Annotated in this window: 13 protein-coding genes; 3 read left to right on the forward strand and 10 right to left on the reverse strand. The window is 65.7% G+C overall.

Going from position 1 to position 15,937, the window contains the following annotated elements; all coding sequences use genetic code 11:
• Positions 1–7 precede the first annotated feature (7 nt).
• From AGI3411_RS26250 to AGI3411_RS26295, 10 genes are all read right to left on the reverse strand, one after another.
• The gene (locus AGI3411_RS26250) at positions 8–1,138 is read right to left on the reverse strand and encodes a glycosyltransferase (RefSeq protein ID WP_129530253.1); all 1,131 of its coding nucleotides are present in this window, start codon (positions 1,136–1,138) and stop codon (positions 8–10) included.
• The gene (locus tag AGI3411_RS26255) at positions 1,131–2,423 is read right to left on the reverse strand and encodes an O-antigen ligase family protein (RefSeq protein WP_129530254.1); all 1,293 of its coding nucleotides are present in this window, start codon (positions 2,421–2,423) and stop codon (positions 1,131–1,133) included. The genes AGI3411_RS26250 and AGI3411_RS26255 overlap by 8 nt, the downstream gene beginning before the upstream one ends.
• Positions 2,424–2,450: 27 nt before the next feature.
• On the reverse strand, positions 2,451–3,353 hold the full coding sequence (locus AGI3411_RS26260) for a glycosyltransferase family 2 protein (RefSeq protein WP_129530255.1): 903 nt from the start codon (positions 3,351–3,353) through the stop codon (positions 2,451–2,453).
• 20 nt (positions 3,354–3,373) lie between these two features.
• On the reverse strand, positions 3,374–4,690 hold the full coding sequence (locus AGI3411_RS26265; protein WP_129530256.1) for a lipopolysaccharide biosynthesis protein: 1,317 nt from the start codon (positions 4,688–4,690) through the stop codon (positions 3,374–3,376).
• Between the two features lie 24 nt (positions 4,691–4,714).
• Complete coding sequence (locus AGI3411_RS26270) at positions 4,715–5,668, reverse strand: GDP-L-fucose synthase family protein (protein ID WP_129530257.1); 954 nt, start codon at positions 5,666–5,668, stop codon at positions 4,715–4,717.
• 6 nt (positions 5,669–5,674) lie between these two features.
• Entirely contained in the window at positions 5,675–6,784 is a 1,110-nt protein-coding gene (gmd, locus tag AGI3411_RS26275) for a GDP-mannose 4,6-dehydratase (protein WP_062684102.1), read from the reverse strand.
• Between the two features lie 10 nt (positions 6,785–6,794).
• Positions 6,795–7,157 (reverse strand): VanZ family protein, encoded by a 363-nt coding sequence (locus AGI3411_RS26280; RefSeq protein WP_129530274.1) that lies wholly within the window; start codon positions 7,155–7,157, stop codon positions 6,795–6,797.
• Between the two features lie 298 nt (positions 7,158–7,455).
• On the reverse strand, positions 7,456–8,886 hold the full coding sequence (locus AGI3411_RS26285) for a mannose-1-phosphate guanylyltransferase/mannose-6-phosphate isomerase (protein ID WP_129530258.1): 1,431 nt from the start codon (positions 8,884–8,886) through the stop codon (positions 7,456–7,458).
• A 5-nt stretch (positions 8,887–8,891) separates the two neighbouring features.
• On the reverse strand, positions 8,892–9,404 hold the full coding sequence (locus AGI3411_RS26290) for a GDP-mannose mannosyl hydrolase (protein ID WP_129530259.1): 513 nt from the start codon (positions 9,402–9,404) through the stop codon (positions 8,892–8,894).
• Positions 9,394–10,803, reverse strand: a complete 1,410-nt coding sequence (locus tag AGI3411_RS26295) for an undecaprenyl-phosphate glucose phosphotransferase (RefSeq protein WP_129530260.1) — start codon at positions 10,801–10,803, stop codon at positions 9,394–9,396. The genes AGI3411_RS26290 and AGI3411_RS26295 overlap by 11 nt, the downstream gene beginning before the upstream one ends.
• A 249-nt stretch (positions 10,804–11,052) precedes the next feature.
• Here AGI3411_RS26295 and AGI3411_RS26300 point away from each other — a divergent pair, with 249 nt between their 5' ends.
• From AGI3411_RS26300 to AGI3411_RS26310, 3 genes are all read left to right on the forward strand, one after another.
• Complete coding sequence (locus tag AGI3411_RS26300; protein WP_129530261.1) at positions 11,053–12,189, forward strand: polysaccharide biosynthesis/export family protein; 1,137 nt, start codon at positions 11,053–11,055, stop codon at positions 12,187–12,189.
• 61 nt (positions 12,190–12,250) lie between these two features.
• Positions 12,251–14,512: a GNVR domain-containing protein gene (locus AGI3411_RS26305; RefSeq protein WP_129530262.1), complete on the forward strand. Its 2,262-nt coding sequence runs from the start codon at positions 12,251–12,253 to the stop codon at positions 14,510–14,512.
• A gap of 21 nt (positions 14,513–14,533) precedes the next feature.
• Entirely contained in the window at positions 14,534–15,937 is a 1,404-nt protein-coding gene (locus AGI3411_RS26310; RefSeq protein WP_129530263.1) for a phosphomannomutase/phosphoglucomutase, read from the forward strand.

The raw sequence follows: 15,937 nt of genomic DNA on the forward strand, positions 1-15,937 counted from the left end.
GTCCTGTTCAGGGCGTGCCGCGCTGCATCAGCGGCTGGAATAGCGCAATGACGTTGCGGCAATGCCGTTCTAGGGAAAAGGCGTCGGCGCGTTCGGGGCCCTGGGCGGCAAGCCGTTCCCGCGTCTCGGCGTCGTAGGCCAGGCGGCGCACCGCGGCCGCCAGGGCCTCGGCGTCGCCCACGGGGACCAGCAAGCCATAGCGGCCGGCGTCCAGGATCTCGGCGGGGCCGTGGGGACAGTCGGTGGAAATGACCGGCACGCCCAGGCAGAGCGCCTCCACGAGCACGTTGCCGAAGCTCTCGCGCACGGAGGTCAGGGCGAACGCGCCGGCGCCCGCGATCACCGGAAACGGATTGTCGATATGGCCGGCCAGCGTGACCTGCGTGCGTGAACCGTGGTCGTCGATCCGCTTCTGCAGGGCGGCGTGTTCGGACCCTTCGCCCAGGATGGTGAAGGCGATGCCGGGATCGTCCAGCAGCGCGGCGGCGTCGATCAGCGTGGCGTAGTCCTTCACCGCCTCCAGCCGGCCGACGGCGACCACATGGTAGGGCGTCTGGTCCGCCGGCTCCGGCGCGCGGTGCGCGCCCTGCTGGCGGACGTTGTCCAGCGGCACGCCGTTGTAGATGGTGTGGACCTTGCCGCGCAGGGGCGGGAACATGCTGACCAGGTCTTCCTTCACGCCGCGCGACACGCCGACCACCGCATCATGCCGCCGGTAGGTCTGGCTGACGAGCCAGAATTTCAGGCGCCGCATGCGCGAGGCGCCGTAGTGGATCGCGGGGCTGCTGTGCTCGAAGGCGACCGTGCTGAATTTCCCGCCCAGCAGTTTCCGGGCCAGCACGACCAGCATATTGCACAGCAGGCCGTGCGAGCAGACGATGGCCGGCTGGTCGCGCCGGATCTGGCGAAGCAGGCGGAAGAAGGCAACGGGCAGCATCATGCGGAGCTTGGCGGGCGATTCGATAATGGGCAGCGCGCGCGTCACCTTGGGGTTGGAAACGGGGTATTCCCGATTGCGTGAACGCAGCAGGAAAAGGGCGGAATCGACTCCTTGTTCCGGCAGGGCATCCACGATGAAGGCGACGCATCTTCCGACGCCGCCGTGCAGGTCCGGCGCGACAAACAAAACATCAGGCATGAGGAATCACTCGTGGTGTCGCCCGGCGCGCGGCGTCCGGACGGGGGCTGGGGGCGGGCGGCGTAGTCGAGGGAACGGGCATGATCTGGGCATTGCGCATCAGCGACAGGCAATAGCACAGCAGGAAACCGGTGAAGGCGGTCTTGGGGGCGTAGGCCAGGCCGCCTGACAGCGAGTCGATGAAGATGTAGATGGGGGCGGTGGCCAGCAGGTAACGCCTGTGCAGTTCCAGGCCTGGATGCGCGTATCGTTTGAGCAGCGTCAGCAACAGGATGAGCAGGGGCGGCAGCATGATCATGATCGTGCCCACCACGCCGAACTTCATCAGGTAGAACGCCCAGGAATTGTGGGCGAAGGTGCTGAGTTCGAAGCCGTTCTCGCCCATGACCCAGCTGCGGAAGCCGGCGCCCTTGCCGAACACCGGATTTTCGGCGAAGAAATCCATCTGCCCCTGCATTTCCTGGATACGCGCGCCGTAGCTGGAATCCTCGTCCAGGCGCTCGACGCTGAAGATACGGTTGGCCAGGACGTCCAGGTAGCCGATGCTGGCGAAGACCAGCACGCCGGCGACTGCGGCGGGTGCGAAGATCAGGACGGCGCGCCGCCGGATCTCGGGGCCGGCTCCCAGCATGACGGCGATCATGACGGAAATCGCCAGCTGGAGGTACTGGCTGCGGTTGAGTGAAAAGACCAGCGCCAGCAGCATATAGACGGTCAGCGCATACGCCTTGGGGCCCGAGACGTTCAGAGTGCGGCGGAAGTGCAGCAGCGACACGACGCCGAACGGAATGGCCCAGACGCCCAGGCGCACATTGCGCAGCGGGTTCGCTACGCTGAAGCCCTGCATCTGTTCCAGCAGCATCAGCGTGGCGACGGCGAGGCAGGCCGCCACGATGTACTTCTGCAGCACCGCGTAGGCGGCCGGACTGTCGATGTCCTTGTAGCAAAGAAACGGCGTGCACAAAAAATAGAACACGATGCGCAGGTCCCGCGCGACGTCGCCCGTCTCGATGCCCGGGTGGTCGACGGAGACCAGGAGCAGGTAGACCACCGACAGGGCCTGCAGGCCCAGCAGCAGTCCCAGCAGTCCGCGGGGCAGAGCGTAGGCCGCCGGATCCGCGAGCCGCAGCGCCTTGACCCCGAGCATGGCGACGAACAGCAGGTCGAAGGGCGACAGCTTGAAGCTGCCTACGCCCAGGATGAAATGGTCGTCGTTCAGGGCGAGCGCCGTGAAGGCGAACAGGCCCAGCAGGTGCAGGGTCGAAAGGCGGCGGTGCGAATTCATTGCGGCTCTTCTCCGTGTGGGCGGATCCTAATGGGCGGACCAGTCGTCGCGGCCGAATATCTTGGTGGTCAGCTTGTCAAACAGGTACGACAGGTCGCCCTGCCGCGCATGCGCGGCCACCTTGGAGGCGCGGCACGAAAGTTCGAACAGCCGTCCCAGTCCCGGCTCGGTGCGCCGGATGCGCGTCACGATCTGTTCGCGCTCTTCCAGCAGCACGTCCTGCATCAGCGCGGTCTTGGTTTCGTCATGGGTGGTATAGACACCCATGGCGTCCGGCACGATCAGGTTCTTGCCTTCGCGCAGCAGGCGGCTCCACAGCTCCAGGTCCATGCAGTAGCGCATGCTTTCCTGCAGGGGGCCGTACTTGCGCAGCAGGTCGCGGCGGAAGATGGCGGATTGGTTGGGGATGGAAGCCTTCACGACCGTCAGCGTGCCCCGGCTGACAGGCGTGTAGTGGATCTTGCGGAATATCCGGTTGTCCGCGTCGGCCACGAACAGATTGCCGCTGACGATCGGCGCCCGGCCCTTCGAGGCGGCCATGCCCAGCTTGCGCAGCGCGCCCGGGAAATACAGGTCGTCCGAATTCTGCCAGCCGACGTAGTCGCCGGTGGCGCGCTCGAAGCCCTTGTTGATGGCGTGCGACTGGCCGCGGTCCGGGGTGCTCTCCCAGTACGTCAGGTAGCGCTCGTACTTGCGGATGATGTCCACGCTGCCGTCGGTTGAGCCCCCGTCGATGATGATGTATTCCAGCCGCGGATAGCCCTGGTTCAGCACGGACAGGATGGTGCGCTCCAGGAAGCGTGCCTGGTTGAACGAGGGGGTCACGATGGTGACTTTCGGCATCAGGCCGCCGGCGATCGGCGCCGGCGGGCGCAGCTCGCGGACGAAGTCGATGAGCTGACGTGAATACTCGTTATGACGCTTGCGCATTTAGGACCTCAGCTTGTTGGTTATCGGGTGGCCGCAGGCAAGACGCCCGGGAAATCGGGGCGGGATTGACGAATGGCGAAGGCCACGCCGGCCAGCGTGATCGCCGCATAGGCCATGCGGCCCCAAGCCGCGGCGTGTTCGCCGGCGACGTGTACCAGTCCCGCCATGACGCACAGCATCGCCAATCCGCCCAAGCCGTTCAGGATGGCGACCGCGCGGGAATTTCCGAGTCCGAGCAGGGAGAAATGGGCCGCCGCGTTCAGGGACAGCAGCCCCGACGCCACGATAAGCAGCTGGAAGGTTCCGAGATGGTCCTGGGCCACGCTTGCGCTGAGCAGCACGTTCAGGAGCGGGCGGCTGACCGCCAGCACCGCAAGCGTCGCGCCGGCCGACAGCGCCAGGTTCCACAGCATCATGCGGCGGATCTCGCGCTCGGCGGCGCCGGGATAGGGGGGCGAGGCGGACAGGCGGCTGACGCGCGGCATGGCCTTCTGGAAGATGGCGACCGCCGCGGTATGGATGATCTGTCCGACCTGGACGCCCACGGTGTAGATCGCCAGCGCCGCCGGGCCCATCAGGCTGCCCACCAGCACGCGGTCCACCGAACCGAAGGCCAGGGCGCTCAGGCTGTTGAGCCAGGACCAGCGGGAGAACCGGAAGGCGTCCATCATGGCGCTGCGATCGCGCACCGGGCGCACGATCAGGTGGCCATAGGCGCGGGAGAACACGCCCATCTTCACGGAACCGGCAAGCAGCAGGCCGAGCGCCTGGGCCAGGCCAGTCCAGGTGGGCGAGGCGGTCAGCCAGGCCGTGGCGCAGGCCAGCGCCATCGTGCCGCTGCGGCTGAACACTTCGCACAGCGCGGTGGCGCGGAAGTCTTCGCGCCCCTTCAGGCAGCCCGAGAAGAGCTGGTCATATTGCTGTGTCAGATAGATGGCCAGCGCGGGCAGCGCCAGCATCGTCACCGCCACGCCGCCGAAGGTCGCGCCGGGCCATCCCAGGCCCACGGCGCCCCAGATCAGCAGAGCGGCCAGGGTCACGACGCCCAGCGCGCAGCCGATGAGCGACATGCTCACGCCCGCCGCGCGATAGGCGCCGCCGGGCTCGTGCAGGCGTTCGGACACCAGCTTGGTCGCGGTGACCGCCGCGCCCAGGTTGGCGGCGTTGCCGAAACCGGCCAGCGCGATGATCATGGAGTACTGCCCGAAGCCCACCGTCCCCAACTGCCGGAACAGGATGGGCAGGGCTACCAGCGCCGCGACGGGGCCGATGCCGTATTCCACGAGCCCCCAGAAAGAGGCGTTGCCCGCGATGTGTTTCCTGAGAAATCCAAGCATGGCTATGGCCTGTAGACGTAGCCATCAGGCTACGGGCAGCGCATGCTGGGTGCGCTCGCGCAGGAAATGTCCGTAGGCCAGCGTGATGCCGTGCGTCAGCGAGATCTCCGGCTTCCAGCCCAGCGCCTGCACCCGGGCCGAGTCCATCAGCTTGCGCGGCGTGCCGTCCGGCTTGCTGGTGTCGTAGACGATGTTGCCGGTGTAGCCGACGACGCGCGCGACCAGCTTGGCCAGGTCGGCAATCGAGATGTCCTGGCCGGCGCCGATGTTGTAGATACCTTCGGCCTCGGGATGCTCCATCAGCATGACGCAGGCCTGGGCCAGGTCGTCCACGTACAGGAACTCGCGCAGCGGCGCTCCGGTGCCCCAGATGGTTACGCTGTCCAGGCCCGATTCGCGTCCTTCGTGGAACTTGCGGATGAGGGCGGGCAGCACGTGGCTGCTGTGCAGGTCATAGTTGTCGTGCTGGCCGTAAAGATTAGTCGGCATGGCGCAGATGAAGCGCGCCCCATACTGGCGCTGGTACGCCTCGCAAAGCTTGAGGCCCGCGATCTTGGCGATGGCATAGGGTTCGTTGGTGGATTCCAGCGGCCCCGTCAGCAGCGCGTCTTCGTGGATCGGCTGGGGGGCTTCCCGGGGGTAGATGCATGACGAACCCAGGAACAGCAGCTTGCGCACCCCCGCCGCGTAAGCGGCGCGGATGACGTTGCACTGGATCATGAGGTTCTTGTAGAGGAACTCCACCGGATGCGTCTGGTTGGCCAGGATGCCGCCCACCTTGGCCGCGGCCAGGTACACCACGTCGACCGGCGTGGTCGAGAAGAAGCGATGCACCTGGTTCTGGTTCTCCAGGTCCAGCTCCTCGCGGCTGCGGGTCACCACGTTGCCATAGCCGCGGCGATGCAGTTCGCGGGTGATCGCGGCGCCCACCATGCCGCGATGGCCGGCGACAAAGACGCGTTGCTCCAGGTTCGTCATGGCCGACTACTCCTTGTAGGCGTAGATTTCGTAGCCGTTCTGCTCGACCAGCGCATCGCGCCGCGCGTCCCGCAGATCGCTTTCGATCATTTCCTTGACCAGTTCGGCGAAGGAAATGCGCGGCGACCAGCCGAGCTTCTCGCGCGCTTTGGTCGGATCGCCCAGCAGGGTCTCCACTTCGGTGGGCCGGAAGTAGCGCGGGTCCACGCGCACGATCACCTGGCCGGGTTTCACGTCGTGCACCGGCGAGAACAGCACGGTCGCCGTTTCTTCCAGGCCTTCGCCTTCCCAGGCAAGCAGGATGCCCAGCTCGCGCGCCGCGGTATTGATGAATTCGCGCACGCTGTACTGCATGCCGGTCGCGATGACATAGTCCTCGGGCGTGTCCTGCTGCAGCATCAGCCACTGCATTTCGACGTAATCCCGGGCGTGGCCCCAATCGCGCAGCGCCGACAGGTTGCCCAGGTACAGGCATTCCTGCAGCCCCAGCACGATGCGCGCCAGGCCGCGAGTGATCTTGCGGGTCACGAAGGTTTCGCCGCGCTTGGGCGATTCGTGGTTGAAAAGAATGCCGTTGCAGGCGTACATGCCATACGCTTCGCGGTAGTTCACGCTGATCCAGTAGGCATACAGCTTGGCGGCCGCGTACGGGCTGCGCGGATAGAACGGCGTGGTTTCCTTCTGCGGAATTTCCTGTACCAGGCCGTAGAGCTCGGACGTGGACGCCTGGTAGAAGCGGGTCTTGTTTTCCAGCTTCAGGATGCGGATGGCTTCCAGCAGGCGCAGCGTGCCCAGGCCGTCGGCATTGGCCGTGTACTCGGGCTCCTCGAACGAGACGCCGACGTGGCTTTGCGCGGCCAGGTTGTAGATCTCGTCGGGCTGTACCGATTGCACGATGCGGATCAGGCTGCAGGAGTCGGTCATGTCGCCGTGATGCAGCACGAAATTGCGGGGCTGATCATGGGGATCCTGGTACAGGTGGTCGATGCGGGCCGTATTGAACAGCGAAGCGCGCCGCTTGATGCCATGGACTTCATAGCCCTTGGCAAGCAGAAACTCCGCCAGGTAGGACCCGTCTTGGCCGGTAACGCCGGTAATCAGTGCCCGTTTTGGCATGGTTGTATCCTTAAGACTTAGTAACTGCACGAAAGGAGCCGAAGGCTGCGGTACCAATGTGCAATGAGATTACTGTTGCACCAGCCGCGGAGATATCGGCCAAAAGGTCTAAGAAATCAGCCTGTCGATAGGGAAAAAGGTATTGGATTGATTCGTCCAACGCGCCCAGCGCCGAGACGGCTAGCAGCGCCACCAGCCCCGGGCGCCGGTTGACCGAGGCATAGATCAGCCCCGTCAGGAAGGCATATGCCGCCAGGTGCAGGCGCTTGTCCCCGAAAGCGTCGGACATCTCCGACGCCAGGCCGGGCAGGTTGCCCACCGTGACCAGCACCAGGAAGAACAGCCCCGCCGCCGGCAGGCACACCCGCGCCATGCCGGGGCGCCAGAAAGGTTCCCTGTCAGGCCGGCGTGGGGGCACCGTTCCGCCGCCGGGCCGCCCCAAGGCGGAATGCGCCCCCTCGGGGGGCAGCAAGCGCGCGGAGCGCGTGCGGCGTGGGGGCACCGTTCCGCCGCCGGGCCGCCCCAAGGCGGAAAGCGCCCCCTCGGGGGGCAGCAAGCGCGCGGAGCGCGTGCGGCGTGGGGGCACCGTTCCGTCGCCGGGCCGCCCCAAGGCGGAATGCGCCCCCTCGGGGGGCAGCAAGCGCGCGGAGCGCGTGCGGCGTGGGGGCTCTTCATACTCGGCCATACATATCCTGGAATCGAACGATGTCGTCCTCCCCAAGGTACGCACCCGATTGCACCTCGATGATCTCCAGCGGGATCTTCCCCGGGTTCTCCAGGCTGTGGATTTCACCCAGCGGAATGTAGGTCGACTGGTTCTCGGTCAGCAGGTACTGTTTGTCGCCGTTGTAGATGCGAGCCGTCCCCGACACCACGATCCAGTGCTCCGCCCGGTGGTGGTGCATCTGGGAGGACAGGCGCGCGCCGGGCTTCACCGTGATGCGCTTGACCTGGTAGCGGGGGCCCTGGCCGACCGAGTCGTAGGATCCCCAGGGCCGCTGCACCTCGCGGTGGTGGTTGAGCTCGGAGCGGTGCTGCGTCTTGAAAATCTCGACGAGGCGCTTGACGTCCTGCGAACGGGACTTGTGGGCCACCAGAACGGCGTCGGCCGTTTCGATCACCACGATGTCGTCCAGCCCCACCGAAGCGACCAGCCTGCTGGTCGAATGGATGAGGCAGTTGCGCGAGTCCTCCACCATGACATCGCCGGTGGTGGAGTTGCCCTCCACCGTCTTTTGAGCGATGCCCCAGACCGCGTCCCAGGCGCCGACGTCGCTCCAGGATGCCGCCAGCGGGATCACCACGGCGCTGTCGGTGCGTTCCATGATGGCGTAGTCCATCGAATCGCTGGGGCAGGCCTCGAAGGAAGGGCCGTCCAGGTGGAAGAGCGCGTTTTCGCCGTGCCCGATGGCCACGGACGCCTGCACCTGTTCCAGGATCTTGGGGGCCAGCCGGGCCATTTCGGAAAGGAAGACGGAGGCCTGGAAGGCGAACATGCCGCTGTTCCAGTAATAGCCGCCGTCGTCGATGAAGCGCTGCGCCACCTCCGGCGAGGGCTTTTCGACGAAGCGGCGCACGCGGCGCGCGGGCTCCATGGCGCCAGGCTCGTCCGCCTGTATGTAGCCGTAGCCGCTGAGCGGGGCGGTCGGCTTGATGCCGAAAGTCACCAGCGCGCCCTGCAGCGCGGCCTGGTAGGCCTCGGCGAAGGCGGCGCGCAGGACCTCGCCGTCCTCCAGCACGTGGTCCGATGGCATGATGAGCATGATGGGGTCCTCGCCGTCCCGCATGGCGCGCAGGGTCGCGGCGGCTATCGCCGGGGCCGTGTTGCGGGCGAATGGCTCCAGGATCACCTCCGCGTCCTTGATGCCCAGCTCAAGCGCCTGCTCGGCCGCGATATAGCGGTGGGCGTCGTTGCACACCAGCGTGGGCCTGGCCTCGGCGCCCGCCGAACCCAGGCGCAGCAGCGTGTTCTGCAGCAGGCTGCGGTCATCGGTCAAACGGATGAACTGCTTCGGCAGCAGTTCCCGCGACAGCGGCCACAGGCGCGAGCCGGAGCCGCCGCAAAGGATGACAGCCCGGTACGGGGGAGGGGGATTGGTCATGGCGCTCACTCCTTGAAGTAGGCCTGGGTGTAGGGGTGCACGCCGGGATCGGCGGCGATCGCCTCCGCGGGCTGCCAGCGGTAGCTGCGGTGCTGGGCCTGGGGCAGGCTGGAGATGTCCAACGGAACTTCCGCCTCATAGGCGAGGACGACGTAATGGGTGGAGCGTCCGGCTTCACCCGCGAAATTGGTGCCATAGAAGTGTTCGTACACGCCCCGCGGCTTCCAGGCCTTTTCGGGGACGCGCAGGCCGAGCTCGTCGCATGCGATGCGGCGCAGCGCGTCGCGCAGCGTTTCGTTCTTGCGGATGCGTCCGCCCGGCACGAACCAGGCGCCCTGGGCGGGTGGATTCGTGCGCAGGCCGGTCAGGTAGCGGCCGGCGGCGTCGCGCAGCAGCAGGTCGATGGAGACCAGGGGCAGCATTTCCACCGCCTGCCGGAAGTCGGAGCCGGCCAGCACGCCGTTTCCGCGCGCGGCCGGTTCCCGGCGCTCGGGCCATCCCAGCGGTTCAGTAGACATTGCGGCCTGTCCATCCGGATATCGCCGTGCGGGCGATGATCAGCAGGTCCATCCGGAACGTCCAGTTCTGGATGTAGTAGATGTCGTGCTCGACCCGGTCGCTCATCTTGCGCAGGGTGTCCGTCTGGCCGCGCAGGCCATTGACCTGGGCCCAGCCGGTAATGCCCGGCTTGACGCGGTGGCGCATCATGTAGCGCTGCACCAGGTCCTTGTACAGTTCGTTGTGCTCGAGCGCGTGCGGCCGTGGGCCCACCACCGACATGTCGCCCATCAGCACGTTGAGGAACTGCGGCAGTTCGTCCAGGCTGGTGCGCCGCAGGAAACCGCCGATCCGCGTGATGCGGGAATCGTTGCGCGTGGCCTGCGTCACCACGCCCTGTTCCTGGTGCACGGTCATGGTGCGGAATTTGTAGACGTGGAATACCTTGCCGTCCACGCCCAGGCGCGGCTGGGTAAAGAAGACGGGGCCGCGCGAGGTGGCCTTGACCAGCAGCGCGACCGTCAGCATCAAGGGGGAAAGCCCGATCAGCGCGCAGAAGGCGAAGCTGCGGTCAAAGACTTCCTTGGCCAGGCCGCGCACGCCGGCGGCCGGCAGGCTGTTCAGCTGGATCGCGGGCAGGCCGAGGAATTCCCCGATCTGGTGGCCGAGCAGCTGGATGGACATCACGTCCGGTATCCAGCGGATATCCACCAGGTCATTGCGCAGGTGATACAGGACTTCGCGCAGCTCCTGGCCCGCCTCCATCGGAAGCACGATCCAGATTTCGCGGACGTTGTTCTCGTTCACGAAGGCGTGCAGGCCGTCCAGATCGTGCAGCCGGCGCACCTGCGGCGGCAGGTTCTCGTGCGGCTCGGCATAGATGCCTGCCACTTCGTAGCCCGTTCCCCGGTAGCGCTCGACGCGACGCCACAGGTCATGCCCCAGCGCGCCGAAGCCCACCAGCAGCGCGCGCTTGCGGTCCAGCCCGCGGTCGCGCGCCGCGCCCAGGGCCGCGTAGACCGCAATGCGTACGCCGGCCAGCGTCAGCGCCGCCATGACGAACCACGTAGCCGCCCATATGCGGGATATCGCCGCGGTCTGGTGCATGAGAAAACTGATGCAGATGCCCAGCGCGAAGACCAGCGCCCATGCCGCCAGGCTGCGTCCCACCAGATCGGCCAGGCGCCGGCCGCGCCACGATACATACAGCCGGAAGGCCGGGAAGATGGCGACGACCCCGAGGCCGCACAGATAGACAAGGAACAGATGGATTTGCGGAGGGTCCGCCAGAGCATCGTCCGAGAATTTCAAGCCGGTGGCAGTCAGGCCGCAGGTGATGACGATCGCGGCGTCGAGCAAGCGATAGAGATAGCTTGCCCCGCTGAATCTTGCCGACGTGTCCGTTTGGGACGGTTCCATCGCGCACTCCTGTTCGTGGGAAGTCACCGTGCGGCGCGCGGAAGCAAAAGCCGTGCATTGCCGCAAAACGTGTGGCTACCGACAAAATCTTATTGAGTGCCAAGCCCACCCGAAACCTCCAAACGATGTAGGAGAAGGCTTAGGGCATCCGTCGAATGTGCGGGGTCTGGAAAAGAGAGTGGAATGTCGCAACCCGTTACGCATCGGGCTCCTTTCCAAGCAACGAAGTCATTCACAAGTGGATTTGCCATGACTACTTTTTTCGGAACGTTGAGCCGAGCCATAGCCGCAATTGCGCTCGTGTCCTCGCTGGGCGCTTGCGCCTTGTCCCCCGGCATGACCTTTGACGCCAATCAGCTCGCAGACCCGCTGGACCCCAATTCGAAAGCGGTGATCAAGGAGATCACGCCCAGCCTGGTTCTCGATGATCAGCGCGCCCGCGAGGCGCTGCTCGACAACGAAGGTGTCGATCGCCTCTACGCCAAATCGGGGCCGTACCTCATCGGGCCAGGAGACATCCTGTCGGTCGTGGTGTGGGACCACCCCGAGCTCGTTCTTCCGACGCAAACCTACGCCATTGGTTCTGGGGTAACCGAACTAGCCATTGGAGATACCGCTTCGGGCATTCCGGGCTATACGGTCTCATCCACTGGATATATCCAATTTCCCTATGCCGGACTGCTGAAAGTGGCGGGGTTGACGGAACTCCAGGCGCGCAATCTCATAGTGAGTAGGTCAAGCAAGTACATCCAGGACCCGCAGATCACCGTACGCGTTCTGGGATATCGCAGCAAGCGCGTTTACGTCGACGGCGAAGTGACGACGCCGGGCACGGTTGCGATCAACGATATCCCGATGACCCTGTTGGAAGCGATCAACAGGGCCGGAGGCATTCTGCCGACGGGCGACCGCAGCGCAGTGTACGTGATTCGCGAGGGGCGCCGTACTCGCGTGAATCTGCCGGCGTTGATCGAACGTGGCCAGGACTTGAACCAAGTGCTGCTGAGGTCGGGCGACATCGTGAGAGTGACGCCGCGCGACGACAGCAAGGTATTCGTGATGGGCGAGGTCACCTTGCCTACCGCGGCAGTGATGCGTGACGGGCGCATGTCGTTGACCGAGGCGCTGGGCTTGGCGGGAGGACCGAACCAGCTCACCTCCAACCCGTCGCAGATATTTGTCGTTCGCAGCACAGAGCAGGCGACGCCGCTGGTGTTCCATCTGAACGCCGGTTCGCCGCAGGCCCTCGCGGTGGCGGAGAAGTTTGAGTTGCAACCCAAAGACGTCGTGTTCGTGGATTCGGCCGGCCTGGTGCGGTGGAACCGCTTCATCAGCAACCTCTTCCCGAGCGCGCAAACGGTACAGACCGTGAAAGCCATTGACTAGTTCTTAACCCACGCCTTTGGGGACGCCGCGACCGCAGCGGCGTCTTCTCTTGGAGAGCTGCATGTCGTTGCCTATCGAATCGTTCGAGCCGTCCGTGCCGGCTCGCCAGCAGGAAACTCCGTTGTCGTCGCACGTGGACGCCATCTTCTCCAACCGGTGGATGATCATCGCGATCACGCTGCTCGCCTTCGTGGGAGCGCTTGCGTACGTGATGGTCACACCCAAGGTATTTTCCGCCGACATCATCGTGCAGGTGGAGGAGGAAATGCCGCAGGGCCAGAGCCGCAGCCTGCTCGGCGACGTCTCGACCATGTTCGACACCAAGGCAGAGACCTCGGGTGAAATGGAAGTGCTGCGGTCGCGCATGGTCGTGGGCCCGGCCGTCGACAAGTTCCTCTTGTACATCCACGCCAAGCCGCGCTATTTCCCGGTGGTGGGCGAATGGCTCGCGCAACGCTATGAAAGCCTGCCGTATCCGTCCAGCCTGCCGCGCGGCGGCTATGCGTGGGGCGGAGAGGCCATCGCGATCTCGCAGCTGGACGTGCCTAACGAGTGGCTGGGAAAACCGTTTCGCGTGACCACGCTGGGAGACGGGCGATACAGCCTGAGCGACAAGTTGACCGGCGCGACCTTCAACGGCACGGTTGGCAAGCCCGAGCACTTCCTGCTGCCGGGCGGCGGCGCCATGGACGTGCACATCGATGCGCTGACGGGGCGGCCGGGCACCGAGTTCACGGTGTCGCGCAGCTCGCGCCTGGCGGCCATAGAGGACGTGCAATCGCGCCTGGGCATCTTCGAACGCGGCCGCACGTCGGGCGTGATCGGCGTAACGCTGGAAGGCAACGATCCCGCGCTGACCACCGCGGTGCTGAACCAGATCGGCCAGGAGTACGTGCAGCAGAACGTCAACCGCAAGTCGGCGCAGGCCGAGAAATCGCTGGTGTTCCTCGAGCAGCAGCTGCCGATCCTCAAGGGCGAGCTCGACGCGGCCGAGACCAAGTACAACTCGCTGCGCAACAAGCGCGGCACGATCGACCTGAGCGAAGAAGCCAAGCTGATCCTGGCGCAATCGGTTGACGCGCAGACCAAGGTGATGGAACTGCGCTCGAAGCGGCAGGAAATGATCACGCGCTTCGCGCCGACCCATCCGAGCATCGTGGCCATCGACCGGCAGATCTCGGCGCTGACCGGAGACGTGAACCGCATCGGCAACAACATCCGCCAGCTGCCCGACCTGGAGCAGGACGTGGTGCGCCTGGTCCGCGACGTGCGCGTCAACACCGACCTCTACACGGCCTTGCTCAACAATGCCCAGCAGCTGCGCCTGATCCGCGCCGGCAAGGTAGGCAACGTGCGCATCCTGGACGCCGCGGTGCAACCCGACAAGCCCGTGCGCCCCAAGGCCGCCATCATCATCGGCGTGGCCACGGCCTTCGGCCTGATCTTCGGCATGCTGTGCGCCTTCGTGCGCAACGCCCTGTTCGGCGGCCTGTCCGAGCCGGACGACGTGGAGCGCCATACCGGCCTGCCGGTGTTGGCCGCCATTCCCTATAGCGATATGCAGGACAAGCTGTGGCGCAGGAGCCGGCGCAAGAACGCGAGCGTGCCCGCGCTGCTCGCGCAGAGCCAGGGCAATGCGCCGCCCATCGAAAGCCTGCGTTCCTTCCGCAACGTGCTGCAGGCGTCGCTGCGCCAGTCGGCCAACAACATGGTCATGTTCACGGGGCCGGTGGCGGGCGTCGGGAAATCCTTCCTGTCTGCCAACTTCGCCTTCATCCAGGGCGGCGTGGGCAAGCGCGTGCTGCTGATCGACGCGGACTTCCGCAAGGGGCAGTTGAACCGCTACTTCGGCGTGCCCAAGGAAGACGGCCTGTTCGAGGTGCTGTCGGGCACGATCCCGCTCAGCCGCGTCAGGAAGCACAGCGTGTCCGAGGGCGTGGACTTCATCGCCACCGGCGCGGTCACATTCGATCCTTCCGAGCTGCTGGCGTCGCCCGTGTTCGGCGAGACCCTGCGCGAGCTGGCGTCGCAGTACGACATGGTGATCCTGGATACGGCGCCCGTGCTGTCGTCTCCGGACGCGGCCGTGGTCGGCACGCATGCGGCGGCTGTCATGGTGGTGGTGCGTTCCGGCATGAACACGGTCGGCGAAATCCGCGAAACGGCCAAGCGGCTGATCCAGGCGGGCTCGCCCGTGGACGGGGTGCTGTTCAACGGTCTCAAGCTCCTGCCGGAACGCTTCGGCTTCCGGTCCAAGTACGGCAGTTACCGCTACTCCCGTGCGGCGTATTACGGCGATTTCAAACAGAACGGCCCTAAGTAAACGCCACCCGGAGAAAATGGCATGCACGGAACATTTGGCTGGGATACCCCGCAAATTCTGGATGCGGTTTTCAAGGCTTATGACATACGCGGCACGGTGCCGGACGAGATCGACGCGCGGTTCGCGCACAGCCTGGGCATGGCGGCGGGGACCCGGGCGCGCGAACTGGGGGCGCGGTCGATGGTGGTGGGGCGGGATGGCCGCCTGAGCAGCGTGGAACTGGCGGCCGCGCTGCAGGCAGGTCTGCGCTCGGCGGGCATGCACGTCATCGATATCGGCATGGCGACGACGCCCATGGTGTATTTCGCCACCCGCCTGATGGACACGGGTTCGGGGATAGCGGTCACGGGGAGCCACAATCCGCCCGCGCACAACGGCTTCAAGATCGTGCTGGACGGCGCCTCGCTGTATGGCGACGGCATCACGGCGCTGCGCGACGCGATGCGCCAGCCGATCGAGTCGGCCGCCGTGGCGGGCGGCCGCACGCAGATGCAGATCCTGCCGTGCTACGCGGCCCGCCTGATGGGCGACATCCGCATGGCGCGCCCCATGAAGATCGCCATCGATTGCGGCAACGGCGTGGCGGGCGCGGTGGCGCCGTCGCTGTTCCGCGCGCTGGGCTGCGAAGTGACCGAGCTGTTCTGCGAGGTCGACGGTACCTTTCCCAGCCATCACCCCGATCCCGCCGATCCGCAGAACCTGCAGGACCTGATCTATTGCCTGCGCTATTCCGACTGCGAGGTCGGCCTGGCGTTCGATGGCGACGGCGACCGGCTCGGCGTGGTGACGAAGTCGGGCCAGATCATCTGGCCCGATCGCCAGTTGATCCTGTTCGCGCGCGATGTGCTGTCGCGCAATCCGGGCGGCGAGATCCTCTACGACGTCAAGTGCAGCCGCCACGTGGCGCGCGCGGTCACCGAGGCCGGCGGCCGGCCCACGATGTGCAGGACCGGGCATTCGCTGATCAAGGCCAGGATGCGCGAAACCGGCGCGTTGCTGGCCGGCGAAATGAGCGGCCACATTTTCTTCAAAGAGCGCTGGTACGGCTTCGACGACGGCATCTACGCCGCCGCACGGCTGTTGGAGATTCTGTCGGCGGCGCCGGATCCGTCCGCGCTGCTGGAGAGCCTCCCGCAATCCTGCGCCACGCCTGAAATCAAGCTGGGAACCGCCGAAGGCGAGCAGTTCGACCTGGTGGAGGCATTGCGCGCGCAGGGGGAATTCCCCGGCGCGGTCTCCATCAGCAATCTGGATGGCGTGCGGGTGGACTATGCCGACGGCTTCGGCCTTGCGCGTCCGTCCAATACCACGCCGACGGTGGTATTGCGTTTCGAAGGGGACACCGTGGCCGCGCTGGCCCGTATCGAGGAGGACTTCCGCAACGCGTTCCGGCGCATTGCCCCTCATGTTCGTTTACCGTTTTAA

It is taken from the genome of Achromobacter agilis, from assembly GCF_900496965.1.
Taxonomy (GTDB): Bacteria; Pseudomonadota; Gammaproteobacteria; order Burkholderiales; family Burkholderiaceae_B; genus Achromobacter; species Achromobacter agilis.